Here is a 19,543-nt window from a genome sequence, read left to right as displayed (position 1 = left end):
AACTGGCCCGCTGCCAGGCCCCGGAGGTCACATTCCGGCCGCCCGTCTCACGCCTCGCGCCTCCGTCTCACGCGTCGCGCCGCCGCACCGCCCACCACCCGGCGAGCAGCGCGGCCGCCGCCCACGCCGCCGAGACGGCAAGTCCCGCCCAGGGGCCGAGCGTTCCGGTCGGGTCCTCGTGGAGCACCTGCTGGCCCGCCTTGTCGGGCAGGTAGCCGGCGACTCCGCTCGCCACGTCCCCGACCACGAAGGACACGATCAGCGTGAAGGGGATGAGAATGCTCAGGACCGCGACTCCGCTGCGCAGCACCATGGTCAGTCCCGCCGCGAGCAGCGCCATGAGGGCGAGGTAGATCCCGCCGCCGACGCACGCGCGCACCGCCCCGTCATGGCCGAGGCCGATGGCCGCGTCCCCCATGAAGGCCTGCCCGGACAGGAACGCCGCGAAGCTGGTGACGATCCCCGTGGCCAGGGCGAGCGCGCCGACCACGGCGACCTTGGCGCCGTAGAAGAGCCCTCTCCTCGGCACCGCGGAGAGCGAGATCCGCAGGGCGCCGTTCACGTACTCGGACGACATCGCCGTCGTACCGAAGCTGATGGCCGCGATCTGGCCGAAGTTGAGCGCGTAGAAGGCGCCGAAGAGCGGTTCGAAGTCGGCGTTGTCCGACTCCGCCTCGCCGACCGCGGCGAACGCGAGGACCGTGATGGCGGCGGTGGCGACGAAGACGGAGATCAGCGAACCGAGGCTGGCCCGCACCGACTTGATCTTGATCCACTCCGAGTGGAGCACGGCGGTCGTCGACATGGTCAGGCCTCCTGGCGGGGCTTGGGTGCGGCGGCCGCGAACTCGGTGTCGCCGGCCGTGAGGGAGAGATACGCCTGCTCCAAGGAGGCCTGCTCGTCGGAGAGTTCAAGGATGGGGATGCCGTGCCCGGCCGCGATCGAACCGATCTCCTCGGCCTTCACTCCGTCGACGCTCCAGCGGCCGTCGTCCCCCGCCACCAACGCGTGCCCCTTTCCAGCCAGGACATCGCGCAGGCGGTCGTGCTCCGGAGTGCGCAGCCTGACCCGGGGCCTGCTGTGGGCCTCGATGAAATCCCGCATCGAGGAGTCGGCGAGCAGCCTTCCCCTGCCGAGGACGACGAGGTCGTCGGCGAACGTGGCCGTCTCGTTCATGAGATGGCTGGACACAAGCACCGTGCGGCCCTCGCGGGCGAGCCTGCGCATCAACTCGCGGATCCAGATGATGCCTTCGGGGTCCAGGCCGTTGGACGGCTCGTCCAGGAGCACGACGCGCGGGTCGCCGAGCAGCGCGCCCGCGATGCCCAGGCGCTGGCGCATGCCCAGGGAGTACGTCTTGATGCGGCGCCCGGCCACCTTGGTGAGCCCCGTCTCCTCCAGGACCTCGTCCACGCGGCGCACGGCGATGCGGTTGCTGACGGCGAGGGCGAGCAGATGGTTGCGTGCGGTGCGCGAGCCGTGGGCGGCCTGGGCGTCGAGCAGCGCTCCCACGTGGCGCAGGGGTTCGTCGAGGGACGCGTAGGAGCGGCCGCCGACCGTCGCGGTCCCCGAGGTGGGCCGGTCGAGGCCGAGGAGGAGGCGCATGGTGGTGGACTTGCCGGCGCCGTTGGGGCCGAGGAATCCGGTGACCCGGCCGGGCCGGACGGTGAACGTCAGTCCGTCGACCGCGCGGGTGGTGCCGTACTCCTTGGTGAGCTCTTGGACGTCGATGCTGGTCATGGGCCCAGCCTCGCGGCCGCGGAGTCATCGGGGCTTCCCCCGCCCGGGGATTCCCTCTCCCCCTCACGGGGGAGCCGTGCGCCGCCTCCCGCCTGGCACGATGACGGGATGCCCCGCTTCTTCAGGCCTCTCACGCGCGCCGTCACCTACACCCGGTGGCTGCACATGCTCATCGGCGCGGGCATGGCACTGATCTGCGCGTTCATCTTCCCCGGCGTGGTCAAGCCCTCGTTCGGCGACTGGATACTGATCGTGGTGCTGCCCATTCCGCTGGTCGCCTCGGCGGCCCTGGTGCCCGCCATGCGCCGGGCGGAGGGGCTCCAGGCACGCCTGATGCTCATTCCCGGGCAGCACGCGCGCGTGAAGGGCGGTGGTGAGGACTCCGGCATCTCCGTGACGCCCTCTGCTTCATGGAGCGACCGTGGGAGGACCGCGGTGTGGCTCGTGCTGCGCCTGGAGGCGGGGTGCGCGGCCTCGTTCGTCACCCTCCAGTGTCTAGGGTCCGCCCTGGCCCTGCTGGGAGCGTCGACGGAACCTCCGCAGACCTCGGGCCTGCTCGTCCCGCTGCCCGGACAGGGCTGGGCCAACGCGCTGCTCGTGCCGATCCCCCTCCTGGTGCTCATGGCGGTGGTCGTGGTGGCGGGCCGGCTGATGACCGCCGCCGCCCGCAGGCTCCTCGGCCCCTCGCCCTCCGAGCGGCTTGCCGCCCTGGAGGAGCGCACGGAGCAGCTCCTCGAACGCACCCGGATCGCGCGGGAGCTGCACGACTCCATCGGTCACGCGCTGACCGTCGCGGTCGTCCAGGCGGGCGCCGCGCGGGCCGCCGCCGACCCCGAGTTCACCGACCGCGCCCTCGACGCGATCGAGGAGACCGGCAGGGCCGCCCTCGAAGACCTGGAGCGTGTCCTGCGGGTGCTGCGCGAGGACGAGCGGCCCGCGAACCGTCGCCCCACGCTCGCCGACGCCGAACGCCTCCTGGAGTCCGCGCGCGCCTCGGGAGCGAAGGTCGACACCGAGATGACGGGCCCCCTGGAGAGCGTCCCCGGACCGGTGTCGCGCGAGGGCTATCGCATGCTCCAGGAGTCCCTCACCAACGTGCTGCGCCACTCCGGTCCGGTCCCGGTGCGGGTGCGGATCGCGGTCGACGACGGGGTCCTGGACATGGACGTGCGCAACGCGCTGCCCGCCGGAACACCGGCGACCGGGCGGGGCGGCAGCGGTCTGCGCGGCATCCGCGAGCGCGCCACGCTGCTCGGCGGCCGGGCCACCACGGGTCCGTACGACGGCGAATGGCAGGTGCACGTCGAACTGCCGCTGGGGTGATCTACGCTGACCGGATGCCGGTCACAGTGCTCCTGGTCGACGACGAACCCCTCGTACGCACGGGCCTGCGCGCCGTTCTGGAGGCGCAGCCCGACATCGAGGTGGTCGGCGAGGCGGCCGACGGCGCCGCGGTGATCCCCCTGGTGCGGCAGCTGCGGCCCGACGTGGTCGCGATGGACGTGCGCATGCCGCTCCTCGACGGCATCGAGGCCACCCGCGCGGTCCTTCGCACGGTGCAGGACCCGCCGAAGATCCTCGTGGTGACGACCTTCGAGAACGACGAGTACGTGTACGAGGCGCTGCGCGCGGGCGCCGACGGTTTCCTGCTCAAGCGGGCCAGGCCCGCCGAGATCGTGAACGCGGTCCGTCTGGTCGCGGAGGGCGAGTCCCTGCTGTTCCCTGCGGCGGTGCGGCAGCTCGCGGGCGAGTACGGGCGCCGCCCCGGCAATGCGGCGGCGCGGGACACGCTCGACCGGGCGGCGCTGACCGAACGCGAGGCGGACGTGCTGCGCCTTATGGCGCGCGGTCTGTCGAACGCGGAGATCGCCGCGGAGCTGATCGTCGGCGCCGAGACGGTCAAGTCCCATGTCAGTTCCGTGCTCGGCAAGCTGGGGGCCCGCGACCGGACGCAGGCGGTGATCGCCGCGTACGAATCCGGTTTCGTCGCGCCAGGATGAGGGGCGCCTTGATGCAGCGGGGCTGGATGAGGGGCACTTGGATGAAGGGCGCCGACCGGCACTCTCCGTAACGGACGGGCCCGGCACTCGCAGGGGTCCGCCCCGGCGAGTACGATCCGCCCATCATGCGCACGAGCTGGGAGGACGGACGTTGGGGCGGCTGACCGGCGGGGACCCCTCTCTGCTGCGGCGGATCAACTCCGCGGTGGTGCTGCACGCGCTGCGTGCGGCGGACTTCGCGACACTCACCGAGGTCACGCGGGTGACCGGCTTGTCCAGGCCCACCGTCGAGGGGGTCGTCGAAGGGCTCATCGAGGCCGGGCTCGTGGTGGAGACCGCCGCCGAGGAAGGCGCGGCGCGACGCCAGGGGCGGCCCGCTCGGAGGTTCCGCTTCCGCGCCGAAGCAGGCCATCTGCTGGGCCTGGAGATCGGCCCGCACCGGGTGGCCGCGGTGTTGTCGGACCTCGACGGCCGGGTGCTCGGCACGACGGCCAAGGACGTCGACGAGACGGCCCCGGCGGACGAACGCATCGAGCGCCTGCGCACGGCCGTCGCGGACCTTCTGCGCCGCGCGGGGATCGCCCGCAGCTCACTGCGCGCGGTCGGCGTGGGCAGCCCCGGCATCGTGGAGGCGGACGGCACGGTGCGGCTGGGCACGGCCCTCCCGGAGTGGACGGGACTGCCCCTGGGCGAGCGCCTTCGCCGGTCGTTCAAGTGCCCGGTCCTGGTGGAGAACGACGCGAACACGGCGGCCGTCGCCGAACACTGGAAGGGCGCGGCGACCGAGGTCGACGACGTCGTCTTCGTACTCGCCGGTCTCAGCCCGGGAGCCGGTGCGCTGATCGGCGGACGTCTGCACCGCGGTTACGGCGGCGCGGCCGGCGAGATCGGCGCCCTGCATCTGCTGGGCCGTGACGTCACCCCGGAGACGCTCCTCTCGACCACGGACGAGCCGCTGCACCCGCTCGACGAGCAGGCGGTGGCGGAGGTGTTCGCGCACGCGCGTGAGGGCGACGAACGGGCACGGCAGGCCGTCGAGCGGTTCATCCAGCGCCTGGTGCACGACGTGGCGGCCCTGGTACTCGCCCTGGACCCCGAGCTGGTCGTGGTGGGCGGCTGGGCGGCCGGCCTCGACGGCGTACTGGAGCCACTGCGCCGAGAGCTGGCCCGCTACTGCCTGCGCCCGCCACGGGTGGCCTTGTCGATGCTCGGCGAGGCCGCGGTGGCGACGGGCGCACTGCGCCTGGCCCTCGACCACGTCGAGGAACAACTCTTCGCAGTGGAGGGAACGGTCACCGCACGGCGTTGAGGCCGGGCGGGAGGCCCGGCATCAGACCGCGGCTGAAGCCGGACGGTCAGATACAGAAAGCGCTGCGCTCCGGCCCGTCCCCGCCCGCGTTGCGGGCAGGCGTTCCGCAGGGCGACGCGCGGCCTTGAGACCGCGAAGGAAGCCCGGCGTCAGGCCGCGCCGGCCGGGCAATCCGGATTCAAGAAGCGCGCCGCTCCGGGCCATGGTGGATTTCTACGCCGCCTGCGTCGCCGAAGGTGAGGCGGCAGGTGTCGGCGCGGTACGTCGCCATCGAAACCGCGGCCGTGCGGCCCTCGGAGAAGAAGCGGGTCGTCACGACGAGGACCGGTGCTCCGGGCAGGCGGTCGAGTGCTTTGGCGTCGTCCGCGCGGGCCGAGCCGAGCTCGACGGCCCGGTCCTGTCCTTCGAGGCCGAGCCGCTGCAGCTCGCGCAGCACCGCACGCGCGCGTGCCGGTCCCGACGGGGCGTCGATGGCGGAGAGTTCGGGGACCGATGACATCGGTACGTAGAGGAGTTCGGCCGCGACGGGCTGGCCGTGCGAGACACGGGTGCGGCGCACCACGTGCACCTCCTCCTCCGGGAGGGCCGCAAGCATCCGGGCCACTTCCGCGGGCGGGACCGCCGGCGCGCAGTCCGCGGGCTGCCAGGCGTCGCCGACCGCGCCCGGCCATGTGCCCTGCGCAGAGCCGACGGCCACACCCATCCGCGGCGGGGCGACGGTCGTGCCGACACCGCGGCGCCGCTGCAGCCTGCCTTCCAGCTCCAGTTGCTCGAGCGCCTGACGGAGCGTGGCGCGTGCGACGCCGAACCGGGCGGCGAGATCACGTTCGTTGGGCAGGATCTCGCCGACGGAGAACTCGGAGTCGAGTGCCTCGCTGAGCACTGTCTTGAGGTGCCAGTACTTCGGCTCCGGCGCCGTTTCCAACTGCGTGGTCCCCACCCTGTCCTCCGCAATCGCCGTGTACCGGCGGCGTTTAAGCGCCCTTGTTTATTAAAGGTTCCTGCACTATCTCTGGCGACGATAGGCCCGCACCCACCCTTGGTCAAGACCAATCCTCGATCCGTTACAGCGCGCACAGGGCCGATGCCACAGAGCATTCACGCGATGTTGGCACCGCGTCACGCACTTGTAGCGAACAAGACAAAACCCCCGCCCTGAGTGGACGGGGGTTGGCCGAATGCCGCTACGGGGACGCCAATTGACCGCTATGCGGCCAGACCGGCGAGTTTGTCCGGGTTGCGGATGATGTAGAGGTCCTTGATCTGGCCTTCGGTGACGTCGAGTTGGAAGACGACGTCCGGCTTTCCGTCGACCAGGCCGAGCACCGCACCGGCGCCGTTGAGCTCGACGAAGCGGAACTCGACCTCCGCGTCGGCAGCCAGGCCCTTGCGGGTCGCGCCGACGAGGAAGCGGCCCACCTTGTCGGCCGTCTCGATGATGCGCAGCGGGGCCTTGGCCTTGCCGCCGCTGTCGCCCACCAGGCGGACGTCCGGGGCGAGCAGGGACATCAGCCCGTCCAGGTCGCCCTCGGCCGCCGCCGCCAGGAAGCGCTCCGTCAGGTCTCTGCGCTCATCCGGGTCGACTTCGTAGCGCGGCCGCTTCTCGTCGACATGCTTGCGGGCCCGCGCGGCGAGCTGCCGCACCGCGGACTCGCCGCGGTCCAGCGTGACGGCGATCTCCGAGAACGGGAAACCGAAGGCCTCCCGCAGCACGAACACCGCACGTTCCAGGGGCGAGAGGGACTCCAGGACGACCAGGACGGCGAGCGACACGGAGTCGGCGAGCACCGCCCGCTCGGCGGTGTCCGGGACGGTCGGCCCGAAGTCCGTGACCAGCGGCTCGGGCAGCCACGGCCCCACGTACGACTCGCGCCGGGACTGCACGTGCCGCAGCCGGTCGATGGCGAGGCGCGTCGTGACGCGCACCAAGTAGGCGCGCGGTTCGCGCACTTGCGCATGGTCGGCCGTCGACCAGCGCAGCCACGCGTCCTGCACCACATCCTCCGCGTCGGCCACCCGGCCGAGCATGCGGTAGGCCACGCCCATCAGGACGGGCCGATGTTCTTCGAAGTCGCTGGTCGCGGTGTCCGTTGCCACCCCTCCATCCCATCCGACGGATCCCCCGCTGTCCAGACGAAAAGGGTGCGGCGCGGCACACACCGTTGAGCGGCGCGGCACACACCCCTTGAACTCGGAGCTACTGAGCGGTAATTGTTGCTGACACGGTGTCTACAAGGTGACCGGTTTGTTTAGGGGACCGTCGCCCGTCGGCGGGGACAGGAGCAGCAATGGCCACAGAGGTGTCCTTCAGCGTCGAATCGCCCGACGGCCCCCGGACGGTGACCGTCGCCCACGAACGAGCGGGCAAGGGCGAGCCGCTGCTCCTGCTGCACGGCATCGGCCACCACCTCCAGGCCTGGGACCCGGTGTTCGGGCTTCTCGCCACGGAGTACGACGTCATCGCCGTGGACCTGCCGGGCTTCGGCGCGTCCCCCGCGCTGCCCGACGGTCTCGCGTACAACGCCTCGACGGTGGTGTCCGCGCTCGGCACGCTGTGCGAGACCCTGGAGATCGAGCGCCCGCACGTGGCGGGCAACTCGCTGGGCGGTCTGCTCGCCCTGGAACTGGGCCGGGAGAAGCTGGTGCGCTCGGTCACCGCGCTCTCCCCTGCCGGGTTCTGGAGCCCCGCCGAGCGGCGGTACGCGTTCACCACGCTGCTCGCGATGCGGCACGGAGCGCGGCTCCTTCCGCTGCCGGCGATCGAGCGGCTCGCGGCGACGGCCGCCGGGCGTGCGGCGCTGACCAGCACCATCTACGCCCGCCCCGGGCGCCGTTCACCCGAGGCCGTGGTCGCCGAGACGCTCGCGCTGCGCGGCGCCACCGGGTTCGAGAAGACCCTGGCCGCAGGCCGCGACGTGCTCTTCGCCGGCGACGTGCCCGGGCTTCCGGTCACCGTCGCGTGGGGCACCCGCGACCGGATCCTGCTCCGCCGCCAGGGCATCCGGGCCAAGCACGCCGTCCCCGACGCCCGGCTCGTGCGGCTGCCCGGCTGCGGGCACGTCCCGATGAACGACGACCCGGCCCTGGTCACGCGGGTCATCACCGACACCTGCCGGCGCGCCGCGGCCGCGTAGGACTCCCGAGCCCAGGGCGACACCGGCGCCGACCAGTGCGCTCCCGACGGCCTGCGGGACGCCATAGGTGCCGGTGCCGACCAGCGGGGCCGTGCAGGCCGCCGCCACGGGAATGAGTCCGGAGAAGAGGGTGGCCCGCTCGGCGCCGATGCGCTGGATGCCGGAGTACCAGCAGACGAACCCGATGACGGTGACGATCGCCGCCTGCCACAGCAGGGCAGCCGCCTCGGTGGTGTCGGGCACCCGCAGCCACCCGCCGCCGTCGACCACGACGCCGATGACGGCGGACTCCACCGCGGCGATCCCGCACACCGTGGCGGACAGGAGCTTCGGGCCGAGCGGCCGCAGGACGGGGACGGCGAGCACCGCGAACCCGACCTCGCCCGCGAGCGCGCCCACCGAGAAGGCGATGCCCACCGCGTCGGTGCGCCCCCACCCCTGCACGGCGAAGGCACCGGCGGCGACGATCAACGCGCCGTACATGACGGCCCGTTGTGGTCGGCGGCCCTCCAGGAGCGGCACGATGACGGCCACGACGACCGGCGCGCACCCTACGAAGACACCCGGTACGGCAGGTTCCGCCGTGCGCTCGGCGGCGAGGATCGCCAGGTTGAAGCCGACCATGCCGACGGCGGCGAGGAGCGCGAGGCGCCCCCACTGGCGGGGTGCGAGACGGCGCAGCGGTCGGGTGCCGCCGCGTCCGAGCAGCGGCAGGAGCAGCAGGCAGGCCAGGGCGTAGCGGAGGAACTGGCCACCGGCGTACGGATAGTCGCCGAGGAGGCTGTTGGCGGTGAAGGAGCCGCCTACGAGGAGGCAGGCGAGTGCGGCGAGCAGGGAGCCGCGGGTGAGGTTCGCGTTCATGCCCCTGACGCTAGGAACGGACGCGGACCGGTTTAAGGTCCACTTCCGGGGTCTGTTGGGGGACCACTTTCCGGCTCAGGAGGTGCGTGTACCGGTGGCATCGGGGTCCGGCCACGAGGGCGGAGAGGGTGGCGAGGGCGCCGAGAGCGCGCGCACGGCTCCGGGCACCCCGGCATGGGAGCTGCTGCTCCCCGCCGCGGCCGCGCCCGCCCGCAGCCGTGGCCGCAGCCTCCAGTCGGCGCTGCGCGACGCGGTCAGGTCCGGGCGGCTCGCTCCGGGGACGCGGCTGCCGTCGAGCCGTGCGCTCGCCGCCGATCTGGGCGTCTCGCGCGGTCTTGTCACGGAGGCGTACGAGCAGTTGACGGCCGAGGGCTATCTGCGCAGCGACCGCGGGGCGGGGACGTGGGTGGGCGGCGCGGCACGGGCGGTCGAGCGCGGGGCGCGTGATCTGGCTCCGCGTCCGGTCCACGCGCGCGTGGACTTCATCGCGGGGACACCGGACCTGTCCCTGTTCCCGCGCTCGGCATGGGCGGCGGCGCACCGCGGCGTCCTGGCCGATCTGCCGCACGACCAGCTCGGCTACCCGGACCCGCGCGGCCTGCCCCGGCTGCGCACGGCGCTCGCTGAACTCCTGACGCGGCGCCGGGGCGTGGTCGCCGACCCGGAGGGCGTCGTCGTGTGCTCCGGAGTGGCGCAGGCGATGGCGCTCATCGGATTCGTGCTGCACGCGCGCGGGGTGCGCACCGTCGGTGTCGAGGACCCCGGAAGCCCGCAGCACGACGAGCTGTTCGCCTCCGCGGGCGTCTCCACGGTGCCGGTGCCGCTCGACGACGAGGGCGTCCTCACCGGCGTACTGAGGCAGCGTGGTGTGCGCGCGGTCGTCACCACGCCCGCCCACCAGTTCCCGCTGGGCATCGGGTACTCGGCCCGGCGGCGCGCCGAACTCCTCGACTGGGCCCGCGACGTGGACGGCCTGGTCGTCGAGGACGACTACGACGGTGACTTCCGCTACGACCGCACCCCGGTGGGCGCGCTGCAGGGGCTCGACCCCGGACATGTCGCGTACACCGGATCGGTCAGCAAGTCACTTGCTCCGGGGCTGCGTCTTGGCTGGCTGCTCGTGCCCGACGCGATGACCGACGAGGTCGTCGCCCGCAAGCGCATGATGGACCTCGGCAATCCCGTCCTCGACCAGGCGGTGTTCGCGCGCCTGGTCGAACGCGGGGACTACGACCGGCAGTTGCGCCGCTGCCAGCGCGCCTACCGGGAGCGGCGCGACGCACTGGTCGCGGCACTCGCGGAGCACTTCCCCGGATCCGAGGTGAGCGGCATCGCCGCCGGGCTCCATGTCATCGCCCGGCTGCCCGGCCGCTGGGGGCCGCAGGAGGCCTTTCTGCGGCGGGCCGCCGCGGCCGGGATCGCGGTGCGGCCCCTGAGCGACTACACGCACGCCGACGACGACGCGGCGCGGGGCCGGGGACTCGCGCTCGTCCTCGGCTACGCCCATCTCTCCCCCGCGCGGATCGCCGAGGGGGTGCGTCTCCTTGCCGGTGCGGTTCAGGAGTTGGACCAGGCCGACGCGGTTCAGGAGTTGGACCACGCCGATGTAGTTCAGGAGTTGGACCACGCGCGCGTGCAGAGCACCAGGCGGTAGCCGTCGGGGTCCTCGACGGTGACGCCCCATTCGTTCCAGTACGGATTGGGCGACTGGACGCGCTTGCCGCCGTGCTCCTCCAGGCGCGCCACCATTTCGTCGGGCACGGGCCCGTCGAGGTAGATCACGAGCAGGTCCTCCTCGGTGGGCCGGGGCTGCACGGGACGCGCCGCCTCGTGGACGAGTTCCAGGTGCCAGGAGGCGTCAGGGCGGCCGAGCATGAGCAGGTCGTGCTCGCCGGGAGCGGAACCGCCGTTCGCGCGGTAGACGACGTCGAGGCCGAGCCCGCCCGCCCAGAAGCGCTCCGCCGCCGCGAGGTCGCGGGACGGACGGGCGACGCGGATGTGGCTCTGACCGTTGAACGGCATGGGACTCCCCCTTCGGTGCGGCACGCTCGGCCGCGCACTGCCGGCGCGCTCTGGCCGCGCACCGCTGGTGTGAGCGTAGGCAGCGGGTGATCTTGCGGCCATCGGCCGTTCGGTCTCGGTCCGTCGCCCCAGGGGTATGGGGCGGGGGACGTAGGCCATGTGGTGTTCGCACGCCGGTTCCCTTGTCCCCATGGGCAGTTGTTCACTTGTGGTTTGCGTGTGCGCCGCGGCGCACCGTTAGTTGTGGCCCTGCACACTGGTCGGACCTGTCACTGGAGGCGCATTCATGTCACACCCGATGCCGAGCCCGTCCCCCCGCCGCCGCAGCGTGCTGCACGGCTCGCTCGCCCTGCCCGCGGCGCTTGCGGTGCCCGCCCTGGCCGGGGCCGCTCCCGCGCTCTCCCGCTCGGGACGCCCGCGGGCCGAGTGGGGCGTGCAGGCCGGTGACGTGACCGCGCACGCGGGCCTGGTGTGGGTGCGCTCCGACCGCCCGGCCCGCATGATCGTCGAGACGGCCGCCACCGAGTCGTTCCGCAACCCCACCCGCTGGCACGGCCCGGTGCTCGGCCCGGACACGGACTTCACGGGAACCACGCGGCTGCGCGGGCTGCCCGCGGGCGAGCAGATCCACTACCGCGTGGTGCTCGCCGACCCCGACGACCCGAGACGTACCGGCGAACCGGTCACCGGCACCTTCCGTACGGCGCCGAAGGGGCGCAAGGACGGCGTGCGCTTCCTGTGGTCGGGCGACATCGCGGGCCAGGGGTGGGGCATCAACCCGGACCGCGGCGGCTTCACCGTCTTCGAGGACATGCGCCGCAGGAACCCGGACTTCTTCCTGTGCAGCGGCGACACCATCTACGCCGACGGGCCCATCCTGCCGAGCGTCACGCTGCCCGACGGCCGCGTGTGGCGGAACGTGACCACGGAGGAGAAGTCGAAGGTCGCCGAGACGCTCAAGGAGTTCCGCGGCGCCTTCCGCTACAACCTGCTCGACGAGAACGTACGGCGCTTCAACGCGCAGGTGCCCTCCATCGTGCAGTGGGACGACCACGAGGTGCGCAACAACTGGTATCCGGGGCAGATCCTGGACGACGCCCGCTACACGGAGAAGAACGTGGACGTGCTCGCGGGGCGCTCGCTGCGGGCGTTCAGCGAGTACTTCCCCGTCTCCACGCTGCCGGCCGGCGACAAGGACGGGCGGGTGTACCGGGTCCTTCGGCACGGTCCGCTCCTCGACGTGTTCGTCCTCGACATGCGCTCCTACCGCAACGCCAACTCGCCCGGCAGGCAGCCCGAGGAGGCCACCGGCATCCTCGGCGCCGAGCAGCTGAGCTGGCTCAAGCGGGAGCTGTCGCGCTCGCGCGCCGTGTGGAAGGTGATCGCCTCGGACATGCCGCTCGGTCTCGTCGTGCCCGACGGCAAGGTGAACTTCGAGGCAGTCGCCCAAGGCGACCCCGGCGCGCCCCTCGGGCGGGAGCTGCAGATCGCCGAGCTGCTGCGGCACATCAAGCACCGCGGGATCACGGGGACGCTGTGGCTGACCGCCGATGTGCACTACACGTCGGCGCAGCACTACGACCCGGCGCGGGCGGCGTTCAAGGACTTCGCGCCGTTCTGGGAGTTCGTGTCGGGGCCGCTGGCCGCCGGCGGTTTCCAGGCGCTGAAGCTGGACGGGACGTTCGGTCCCGAGCAGCGGTTCGTGAAGGCGCCGAACCGCGCCAACACCTCGCCGGCCGAGACGCCGCAGTACTTCGGCGAGGTCGACATCGACGGCGGGAGCGGCGAACTGACGGTGCGGCTGCGGCAGGAAGGCGGCGAGGTGCTCTTCAGCAAGGTGCTGCAGCCGGGCCGGGTGGGGCAGGACTGAACTCCCCCCTGGAGTGGTCGGCAGACGTACAGCGAGGGGTCAGGTCCGGACACAAAGTGAGAGCAAAGGCGCATTAAAGGGACAGAAGACCTCTTAACCCATCAGTCACAAAGCGTTCGTGATCACGCAACACCCTTCCTTCACAGTGACGGTATGAGTGCTGACATGTCTGATGTGACGCGAACGAAGCATGGCCGCCCCGTCCACCACTGGCGGCGGGACCTGGTCGAGCTTGCCGCCCTCTTCACGGCCGTGGCCGTCGCCGACGCGGTGGCGAACCTGATCGGGCACGGCCCCGACGGCACCGCCCTGCTGGTGATCTCGGCCGTGGTGCTGATCGCCACGGCCGGGTTCCACACATGGTGGGCACGGCGCCACAACCACGCCCCTCCGACGGCGGACGATGCCGACGCCCGGCCGGCCGGGCACCCCACGGAACACTCCGCCGGAGCGACCACCCTGTGGCGGATGCGCACCACGGTGCGCGACGAGCCGGGCGCGCTTGCCGCCCTGTGCACGGCCCTGGCACACGGCCGGGTCGACATCCTCAGCCTGCAGGCGCACCCGCTGGCCGAAGGCACGGTGGACGAGTTCCTGCTGCGCGCGCCTGAGGAGCTCTCCGCGGCCGAGATCACCCGGGGCGTCTCGCACGCCGGCGGCTCGGGCACCTGGATCGAGCGGGCGGACGCCCACGACCTGGTGGACGCCCCGACGCGCATCCTGGGCCTCGCAACCCGCACCGCCCTCGACGCGGCCGAACTGCCGCTCGCACTGCGCCAGTTGCTGGGCCGCTGCACCATCCGTTCGCTGCCCGCCACGTCGCGGGAGCGGGAGCGGGACACGGCCGCCCCGGCGGCGGACGCGACCGCCGACGGCGCACCCGTCGAGGGCGTCCTGGAAGGGACCGTGCTGCGGCTGCGGGCACCGGAGGGCGAGGTGATCACGGTCGAGCGGCCCTATCTGCCGTTCACACCCACCGAGTTCGCCCGCGCCCGTGCCCTGGTGGAGCTGGACACCCGGCTCGGCCCGCGCATCCCGCGCAGCCAGGACGTGCTGACCCTCGCCGAGGGCAACTCCATCACCGTACGACGCGCCGACACCACCGACGTCGAGGCCGCCAAGGCCATGCACGACCGCTGCTCGCGGCGCACCCTGAGCATGCGCTACCACGGCCCCGTGCGCGACGCCGACCGCTACCTCAACCACCTGCTCAGCCCGCGCTTCGGCCGCACCCTCGCGGTGCAGACCGCGTCCGGCCGCATCGTGGGCATCGGCCATCTCCTCTGGGACGGTGACGAGACGGAGATCGCGCTGCTCGTCGAGGACGAGTGGCAGCGCCGCGGCATCGGCACCGAACTCCTCGGCCGTCTGGTCGCCCTCGCGGTCGAGGCGAGCTGCGAGAGCGTGTACGCGGTGACGCAGGCCTCCAACACCGGCATGGTCGCCGCGATGCGCGGCCTCGGTCTGCCCCTCGACTACCAGATCGAGGAGGGCACGCTGGTCATCACGGCCCGGCTCGACGCGACGCCGGTCATCTCGCGGCCGCCGTACGACGCGAGCTTCGAACCCCAGCGGGCGGAGTAGCGGCGACCGGGCCGAGCGCCTGGTCGAGGTCCTGCCACAGGTCCTCGACGTCCTCGAGCCCGGCCGACAGGCGCAGCAGGCTGTCGCTGACGCCGGACGAGCGGCGGTCCGCCGGGTCCACGACGCGGTGGCTGATGGACGCCGGATGCTGGATGAGCGTGTCCACGCTGCCGAGGCTGACCGCCGGGGTGATCAGACGCACCCCGGCGGTCACCGCGTGCGGGTCGCCGCGCACCTCGAAGGCGACCATGGCGCCGCCGATCCGCGGATAGTGCACGCGCTCCACCCGCGGGTCGGCGGCGAGCCTGCGCGCCAGCTCCGCCGCGTTCGCGGAGGCGGCCCGCACCCGGACCGGCAGCGTGGCAAGGCCCCGAAGGAGCAGATAGCCGGCGAGCGGATGGAGCACCCCGCCGGTGGCGAACCGCACCTGGCGCAGCTGCCGGGCGAACTCCTCGTCGCAGGCCACCACACCGCCCAGGACGTCGCCGTGACCGCCCAGGTACTTGGTGGCGCTGTGCAGCACGAGCCGCGCCCCGCTCTCGACGGGACGCTGCAGCACGGGCGTCGCGAAGGTGTTGTCGGCGAGCAGCGGCACGGTCCCGCAGGCGTGGGCCACCGCCTCCAGGTCGAGTTCGGCGAGCGTCGGGTTCGCGGGCGACTCGACCATCACCAGGCCCGTGTCCGGCCGGATGGCGTCGGCGATCCCTGCCGGGTCGACCCAGGTCACCTCGGAGCCGAGCAGCCCCGCCGTCAAGAGGTGATCACTGCACCCGTACAAGGGACGGACCGCGACGACATGCCGCAGACCGGCCGCGCCGCGCACGAGCAGGACCGCGGACAGCGCCGCCATGCCGCTCGCGAACGCGACCGCGCTCTCGGTGCCTTCCAGCCGGGCGAGCGCGGTCTCGAACCGGGCCACGGTCGGGTTCGCCAGGCGGGCGTACACGGGCGGTCCGTCGTCCAGGGCGCCGTCGGCGGCGAACGCGTCGATCCGCGCGGCCTCGCCCCGGGTGTCGTACGAGGGATAGGTGGTGGACAGGTCGATCGGTGCGGCGTGCAGGCCGAGTCCCGCGAGGTCGTCGCGTCCGGCGTGCACCGCCTCGGTGGCCAGGGCGCGCGGTGCGGTCGGGGCGCGGTGGCCGGATCCGGTACGGGGTTCCGTGTTCGTGTCCATGCCGATGATGCTGAACAAAGGCCGATGACCGGTCGTTGAATCCCGTGCTACGTTCGGCGAGTGGCTGAAAATGTCGTACTGGACGCGGTGGATCTCCGCATATTGCGGCTGCTGCAGAACGATGCCCGGACCACCTACCGCGATCTCGCGGTGCAGGTCGGCGTCGCGCCGTCGACCTGCCTCGACCGGGTCTCCCGGCTGCGGCGCTCCGGCGTGATCCTGGGGCATCAGCTGCGGCTCGATCCGGCGAAACTCGGCCGCGGCCTGGAGGCGTTGCTCTCCGTGCAGGTCCGGCCACACCGGCGTGAACTCGTCGGTCCGTTCGTGGAGCGGGTCAGGGCGCTGCCGGAGTCCCGCTCCGTCTTCCACCTCACGGGTCCTGACGACTATCTGGTGCACGTGGCGGTGTCCGACGCGGCCGATCTGCAGCGGCTCGTCCTGGACGAGTTCACCTCGCGGCGCGAAGTGGCGCGCGTGGAGACGCGGTTGATCTTCCAGCAGTGGGAGTGCGGGCCGCTCCTTCCGCCACGGTCCGAAGCCGCCGAGCCGGGGGAAGCCCGCGGCGAATCTTGATGACGCGGGCCGGTCCCGCGTACGAGTATGTCCGCATGTCAGACACGAAGCTCCCGGCCCAGAACCCGCTGCCGCGCCAGATCGCCGACGCGTACGTCGACGAGCTCATCGCCCTCAACCCGATCGAGGGCACCTATCTCGGCGTCAAAGCCAGCCACAGCAGGCTCCCCGACGCCTCGCCCGCCGGCCAGGAGGCCCTCGCCGAACTGGCCCGTACGACCCTCGCCCGGCTCGACGAGGCCGAGCGCGCGCCCGGCGCCGACACTGACGCCGAGCGGCGCTGCGCACGGCTGCTGCGCGAGCGGCTGACCGCCGAACTCGCCATGCACGACGCCGACGAGGGGCTGCGCGCGGTCGGCAATCTGCACACCTTCCCGCACGCGGTGCGGGAGATCTTCGCCGTGACGCCGGCCGAGACGGAAGAGGACTGGGCGACGATCGCCGAACGGCTGCGGGCGGTGCCCGCCGCGTACGCCGGATATCGCGCATCGCTCGAACTCGGCCTGGAACGCAAGCTGTTCGCCGCTCCGCGCCCCACCGACACCTTCATCGGGCAGCTCGGCGAATGGGCCACGTCCGGTGCCGGTGGCCGCGGCTGGTTCGAGGAGTTCGCCGCGGACGGCCCGGCCGCGTTGCGCGCCGAGCTCGACGCCGCCGCGCACACCGCCACCGAGGCCGTCGTCGCCCTGCGCGACTGGATGCGGGACGTCTACGCGCCCGCGATCGAGGGTGCCTCCGACACGGTGGGCCGAGAGCGCTACGGCCGCTTGTCGCGCCACTTCAACGGGGCCGACCTGGACCTCGACGAGGCGTACGCGTACGGCTGGTCCGAGTTCCACCGGCTGCTTGCCGAGATGCGGGCCGAGGGCGAGAAGATCCTCCCGGGCGCGGCCACGCCGTGGGTGGTGCTCGCCCACCTCGACGAGCACGGCGCGCACATCGAGGGCGTGGACGAGGTCCGGGTCTGGCTGCAGGAGCTGATGGACGAGGCGATCGAGGCCCTTGACGGCACGCACTTCGAACTCGCCGAGCGGGTACGGAAGGTGGAGTCGCACATCGCGCCGCCGGGCGGCGCCGCCGCCCCGTACTACACGGGCCCGTCCGAGGACTTCTCGCGGCCGGGGCGGACCTGGCTGCCGACGATGGGCGAGACCCGTTTCCCCGTGTACGACCTGGTCTCCACCTGGTACCACGAGGGCGTGCCCGGCCATCACCTCCAGCTGGCCCAGTGGGCGCACGTCGCCGAGAACCTCTCCCGCTACCAGGCCACGCTCGGCATCGTCAGCGCCAACGCGGAGGGCTGGGCGCTGTACGCGGAGCGGCTCATGGACGAGCTCGGGTTCCTCACCGACCCGGAGCGCAGGCTCGGCTATCTGGACGCGCAGATGATGCGCGCGCTGCGGGTCATCGTCGACATCGGCATGCACCTGGAGCTGGAGATCCCGGCGGACTCGCCCTTCCGCCCCGGCGAGCGCTGGACGCCCGACCTCGCGCAGGAGTTCTACGACGCACACTGCAGCCGCCCCACGGACTACGTGGCCAGCGAGATGACCCGCTATCTCTCCATCCCCGGCCAGGCCATCGGCTACAAGCTGGGCGAGCGCGCCTGGCTGCTCGGCCGGGAGAACGCACGGCGGCGGCTCGGCGACGCGTTCGACGCGAAGGCGTGGCACATGGCGGCGCTGTCGCAGGGGTCGCTGGGGTTGGATGACCTGGTGGACGAGTTGTCGGCGCTCTGAGGGTGGCGGGCCCGCCTCAGCGGCGGAACCCGCCCTCGGAGTCGATCACCTGCCCGGTGATCCACTCGGCTTCATCGGTGGCCAGCCACGCAATGAGCCGGGCCGGATCATCGGGCATGCCCCACCGCCCGGCGGGGAACCGCGCGGCGACCGCCGCGTAGTCGTCCCCCGTCAGGTAATCCGTGTCCACCGGGCCCGGGTTGACCGTGTTCACCGTGACCGCGAGGTCGGCGAGCGTCGTCGCCAGGGAACGCGTCGCCGATGCGAGCGCCCCCTTCTGGAGGCTGTACGCGATCTCGTCGGGCATGCCGCCCGCGATGTCCTGCCCGGAGGTCATCATCACGACGCGGCCGCCGGACGTGCGGGGCGGCAGTGTGGCCCGCAGCCGCGCGTACGCCTGCACCAGCAGGATCACCGAGCGGGTGTCCACCGCCCAGTGGGTGTCGAGCATGGCGGCGTCGATGTCGTCGAGGGTGCCGTCGTCGCCGCTGGCGGCGTGGTTGGCGACGAGGATGTCGATCCGCCCGCCGAGCGCGTCGGCGGCCGTGGCGATCAGCTCTGCCGGTGCGGTGGGGTCCGCGAGGTCGCCGGGCCCGTCGTGGACCCGGGCCCGCGGGTCGCCGAGCGCGGCACGCACTCCGGCGACGACGTCCGCCGGACGGTCGGCGCCCCAGGGCATCGCGGCGTCGTGCGGCACGTGGTGATGCAGATAGAGGCCGGCGCCGTACGCGGCAAGGCGCCGGGCCACGGCATAGCCGATGCCGCCGCGCCTGCTGGCTCCGGTGACCAGGGCGGTGCGCCCGCGCAGGGGCAGCGGATCGCGCCGCAGGGCTTCAGGGGTGGGGTGCGGGAGAAGGGGCATGACAGATCATCATGTCCCGTACGGGGCCCGGGCGCACGGGAGTTGATGCGCCGCGCCCGGCCGCCGCGCCCGGCCACCGCACCTCAGCAGCCGCAGTCCTCCGCGTCCTCGGGTGCGGTGAGCGGGTCCGGGGCGCGCCGCTCGCTGCCCTCCCACGTCTCGAACTCGAAGCCCTCGCGCACCCAGTACTCGAAGCCGCCCAGCATCTCCTTGACCTGGAAGCCGAGTTCGGCGAGGGCGAGGGCGGCGCGGGTTGCGCCGTTGCAGCCGGGGCCCCAGCAGTAGGTGACCACGGGGACGGACTTGTCGAGGAGCTGCTCGGCCTGCTGCGGGATGAGCGCGGTCGGCAGGTGGATCGCGCCGGGGACATGCCCCTGGTCCCAGCTCGCGGTCGACCGGGAGTCGATCACGACGAAGCCGGGGTCGCCGTCGGCGGCGAGTGCCGAGGCGACGTCGGACACGTCGGCGTGGAAGGCGAGGCTCGCGCCGAAGTACGCGGCGGCCGCGGCCGGCGATGCGGGCGGCACCCGGAGTACGGAGTTGGGGGCGCCGGTGGCGGCGGGGCTCGGGGTCTGCGTCGTAGTGCTCATGGCCAGAAATCTACGGGCGTGCCGGCCGCCCCTGAAGGGCCGATCCTCGGCGTAGGGGATGATCAGCGGGGGAATCCCCGGCACT

Annotated in this window: 17 protein-coding genes and 1 pseudogene; 9 read left to right on the top strand and 9 right to left on the bottom strand. The window is 72.6% G+C overall.

Annotated elements, in window-relative coordinates; all coding sequences use genetic code 11:
- Window positions 1–67: 67 nt before the first annotated feature.
- Window positions 68–805: an ABC transporter permease gene (locus OG453_RS19870; RefSeq protein WP_266869287.1), complete on the bottom strand. Its 738-nt coding sequence runs from the start codon at window positions 803–805 to the stop codon at window positions 68–70.
- 2 nt (window positions 806–807) lie between these two features.
- On the bottom strand, window positions 808–1,740 hold the full coding sequence (locus OG453_RS19865) for an ABC transporter ATP-binding protein (RefSeq protein WP_266869286.1): 933 nt from the start codon (window positions 1,738–1,740) through the stop codon (window positions 808–810).
- A gap of 108 nt (window positions 1,741–1,848) precedes the next feature.
- Between OG453_RS19865 and OG453_RS19860 the strand changes: the two genes are divergently transcribed.
- From OG453_RS19860 to OG453_RS19850, 3 genes are all read left to right on the top strand, one after another.
- Window positions 1,849–3,063, top strand: a complete 1,215-nt coding sequence (locus OG453_RS19860) for a sensor histidine kinase (RefSeq protein ID WP_266869285.1) — start codon at window positions 1,849–1,851, stop codon at window positions 3,061–3,063.
- 14 nt (window positions 3,064–3,077) lie between these two features.
- Window positions 3,078–3,740 carry a response regulator transcription factor gene (locus OG453_RS19855; protein WP_266869283.1) on the top strand — a complete coding sequence of 221 codons (663 nt, stop codon included), beginning with the start codon at window positions 3,078–3,080 and terminating at the stop codon, window positions 3,738–3,740.
- Between the two features lie 151 nt (window positions 3,741–3,891).
- A complete protein-coding gene (locus OG453_RS19850; RefSeq protein ID WP_266869282.1) occupies window positions 3,892–5,049 on the top strand; it encodes an ROK family transcriptional regulator in 1,158 nt (385 codons plus the stop codon).
- A 178-nt stretch (window positions 5,050–5,227) separates the two neighbouring features.
- On the opposite strand, the gene OG453_RS19845 is transcribed toward OG453_RS19850, so the two are convergent.
- Both OG453_RS19845 and sigJ read right to left on the bottom strand, forming a co-directional pair.
- A complete protein-coding gene (locus OG453_RS19845; RefSeq protein WP_266869281.1) occupies window positions 5,228–5,989 on the bottom strand; it encodes a GntR family transcriptional regulator in 762 nt (253 codons plus the stop codon).
- A 266-nt stretch (window positions 5,990–6,255) separates the two neighbouring features.
- A complete protein-coding gene (sigJ, locus tag OG453_RS19840) occupies window positions 6,256–7,146 on the bottom strand; it encodes an RNA polymerase sigma factor SigJ (protein WP_266869280.1) in 891 nt (296 codons plus the stop codon).
- Window positions 7,147–7,337: 191 nt separating this feature from the next.
- Here sigJ and OG453_RS19835 point away from each other — a divergent pair, with 191 nt between their 5' ends.
- Complete coding sequence (locus tag OG453_RS19835; RefSeq protein WP_266869279.1) at window positions 7,338–8,183, top strand: alpha/beta fold hydrolase; 846 nt, start codon at window positions 7,338–7,340, stop codon at window positions 8,181–8,183.
- Window positions 8,184–8,207: 24 nt separating this feature from the next.
- On the opposite strand, the pseudogene OG453_RS19830 reads toward OG453_RS19835, so the two are convergent.
- Window positions 8,208–9,044: pseudogene (locus OG453_RS19830) on the bottom strand (DMT family transporter); the annotation flags it as partial.
- A gap of 181 nt (window positions 9,045–9,225) precedes the next feature.
- Between OG453_RS19830 and OG453_RS19825 the strand changes: the two are divergent.
- Complete coding sequence (locus OG453_RS19825) at window positions 9,226–10,698, top strand: PLP-dependent aminotransferase family protein (RefSeq protein ID WP_266869940.1); 1,473 nt, start codon at window positions 9,226–9,228, stop codon at window positions 10,696–10,698.
- Here the strand turns inward: OG453_RS19825 and OG453_RS19820 are convergent.
- Window positions 10,656–11,066, bottom strand: coding sequence for a VOC family protein (locus OG453_RS19820; RefSeq protein ID WP_266869278.1), 411 nt, complete (start codon window positions 11,064–11,066; stop codon window positions 10,656–10,658). The genes OG453_RS19825 and OG453_RS19820 overlap by 43 nt on opposite strands.
- Before the next feature lie 286 nt (window positions 11,067–11,352).
- On the opposite strand from OG453_RS19820, the gene OG453_RS19815 reads away from it, so the two are divergent.
- Entirely contained in the window at window positions 11,353–12,936 is a 1,584-nt protein-coding gene (locus OG453_RS19815; RefSeq protein WP_266869276.1) for an alkaline phosphatase, read from the top strand.
- 153 nt (window positions 12,937–13,089) lie between these two features.
- On the top strand, window positions 13,090–14,520 hold the full coding sequence (locus OG453_RS19810; protein ID WP_266869275.1) for a GNAT family N-acetyltransferase: 1,431 nt from the start codon (window positions 13,090–13,092) through the stop codon (window positions 14,518–14,520).
- On the opposite strand, the gene OG453_RS19805 is transcribed toward OG453_RS19810, so the two are convergent.
- On the bottom strand, window positions 14,468–15,694 hold the full coding sequence (locus OG453_RS19805; protein ID WP_266869274.1) for a PLP-dependent aspartate aminotransferase family protein: 1,227 nt from the start codon (window positions 15,692–15,694) through the stop codon (window positions 14,468–14,470). The two genes, OG453_RS19810 and OG453_RS19805, sit on opposite strands and share 53 nt — an antisense overlap.
- A gap of 60 nt (window positions 15,695–15,754) precedes the next feature.
- On the opposite strand from OG453_RS19805, the gene OG453_RS19800 reads away from it, so the two are divergent.
- Together OG453_RS19800 and OG453_RS19795 are read left to right on the top strand one after the other, a co-directional pair.
- Window positions 15,755–16,267 (top strand): Lrp/AsnC family transcriptional regulator, encoded by a 513-nt coding sequence (locus tag OG453_RS19800; RefSeq protein ID WP_266869273.1) that lies wholly within the window; start codon window positions 15,755–15,757, stop codon window positions 16,265–16,267.
- A gap of 35 nt (window positions 16,268–16,302) precedes the next feature.
- The gene (locus tag OG453_RS19795; protein WP_266869272.1) at window positions 16,303–18,006 is read left to right on the top strand and encodes a DUF885 domain-containing protein; all 1,704 of its coding nucleotides are present in this window, start codon (window positions 16,303–16,305) and stop codon (window positions 18,004–18,006) included.
- 16 nt (window positions 18,007–18,022) lie between these two features.
- Here OG453_RS19795 and OG453_RS19790 read toward each other — a convergent pair whose 3' ends face one another.
- Together OG453_RS19790 and OG453_RS19785 are read right to left on the bottom strand one after the other, a co-directional pair.
- On the bottom strand, window positions 18,023–18,868 hold the full coding sequence (locus OG453_RS19790; RefSeq protein WP_266869271.1) for an SDR family oxidoreductase: 846 nt from the start codon (window positions 18,866–18,868) through the stop codon (window positions 18,023–18,025).
- An 83-nt stretch (window positions 18,869–18,951) separates the two neighbouring features.
- On the bottom strand, window positions 18,952–19,458 hold the full coding sequence (locus tag OG453_RS19785; RefSeq protein WP_266869270.1) for a rhodanese-like domain-containing protein: 507 nt from the start codon (window positions 19,456–19,458) through the stop codon (window positions 18,952–18,954).
- Window positions 19,459–19,543: the final 85 nt, after the last annotated feature.

It is taken from the genome of Streptomyces sp. NBC_01381 (assembly GCF_026340305.1).
Lineage (GTDB): Bacteria > Actinomycetota > Actinomycetes > Streptomycetales > Streptomycetaceae > Streptomyces.
This window is presented reverse-complemented; position numbering and strand designations above follow the sequence as displayed.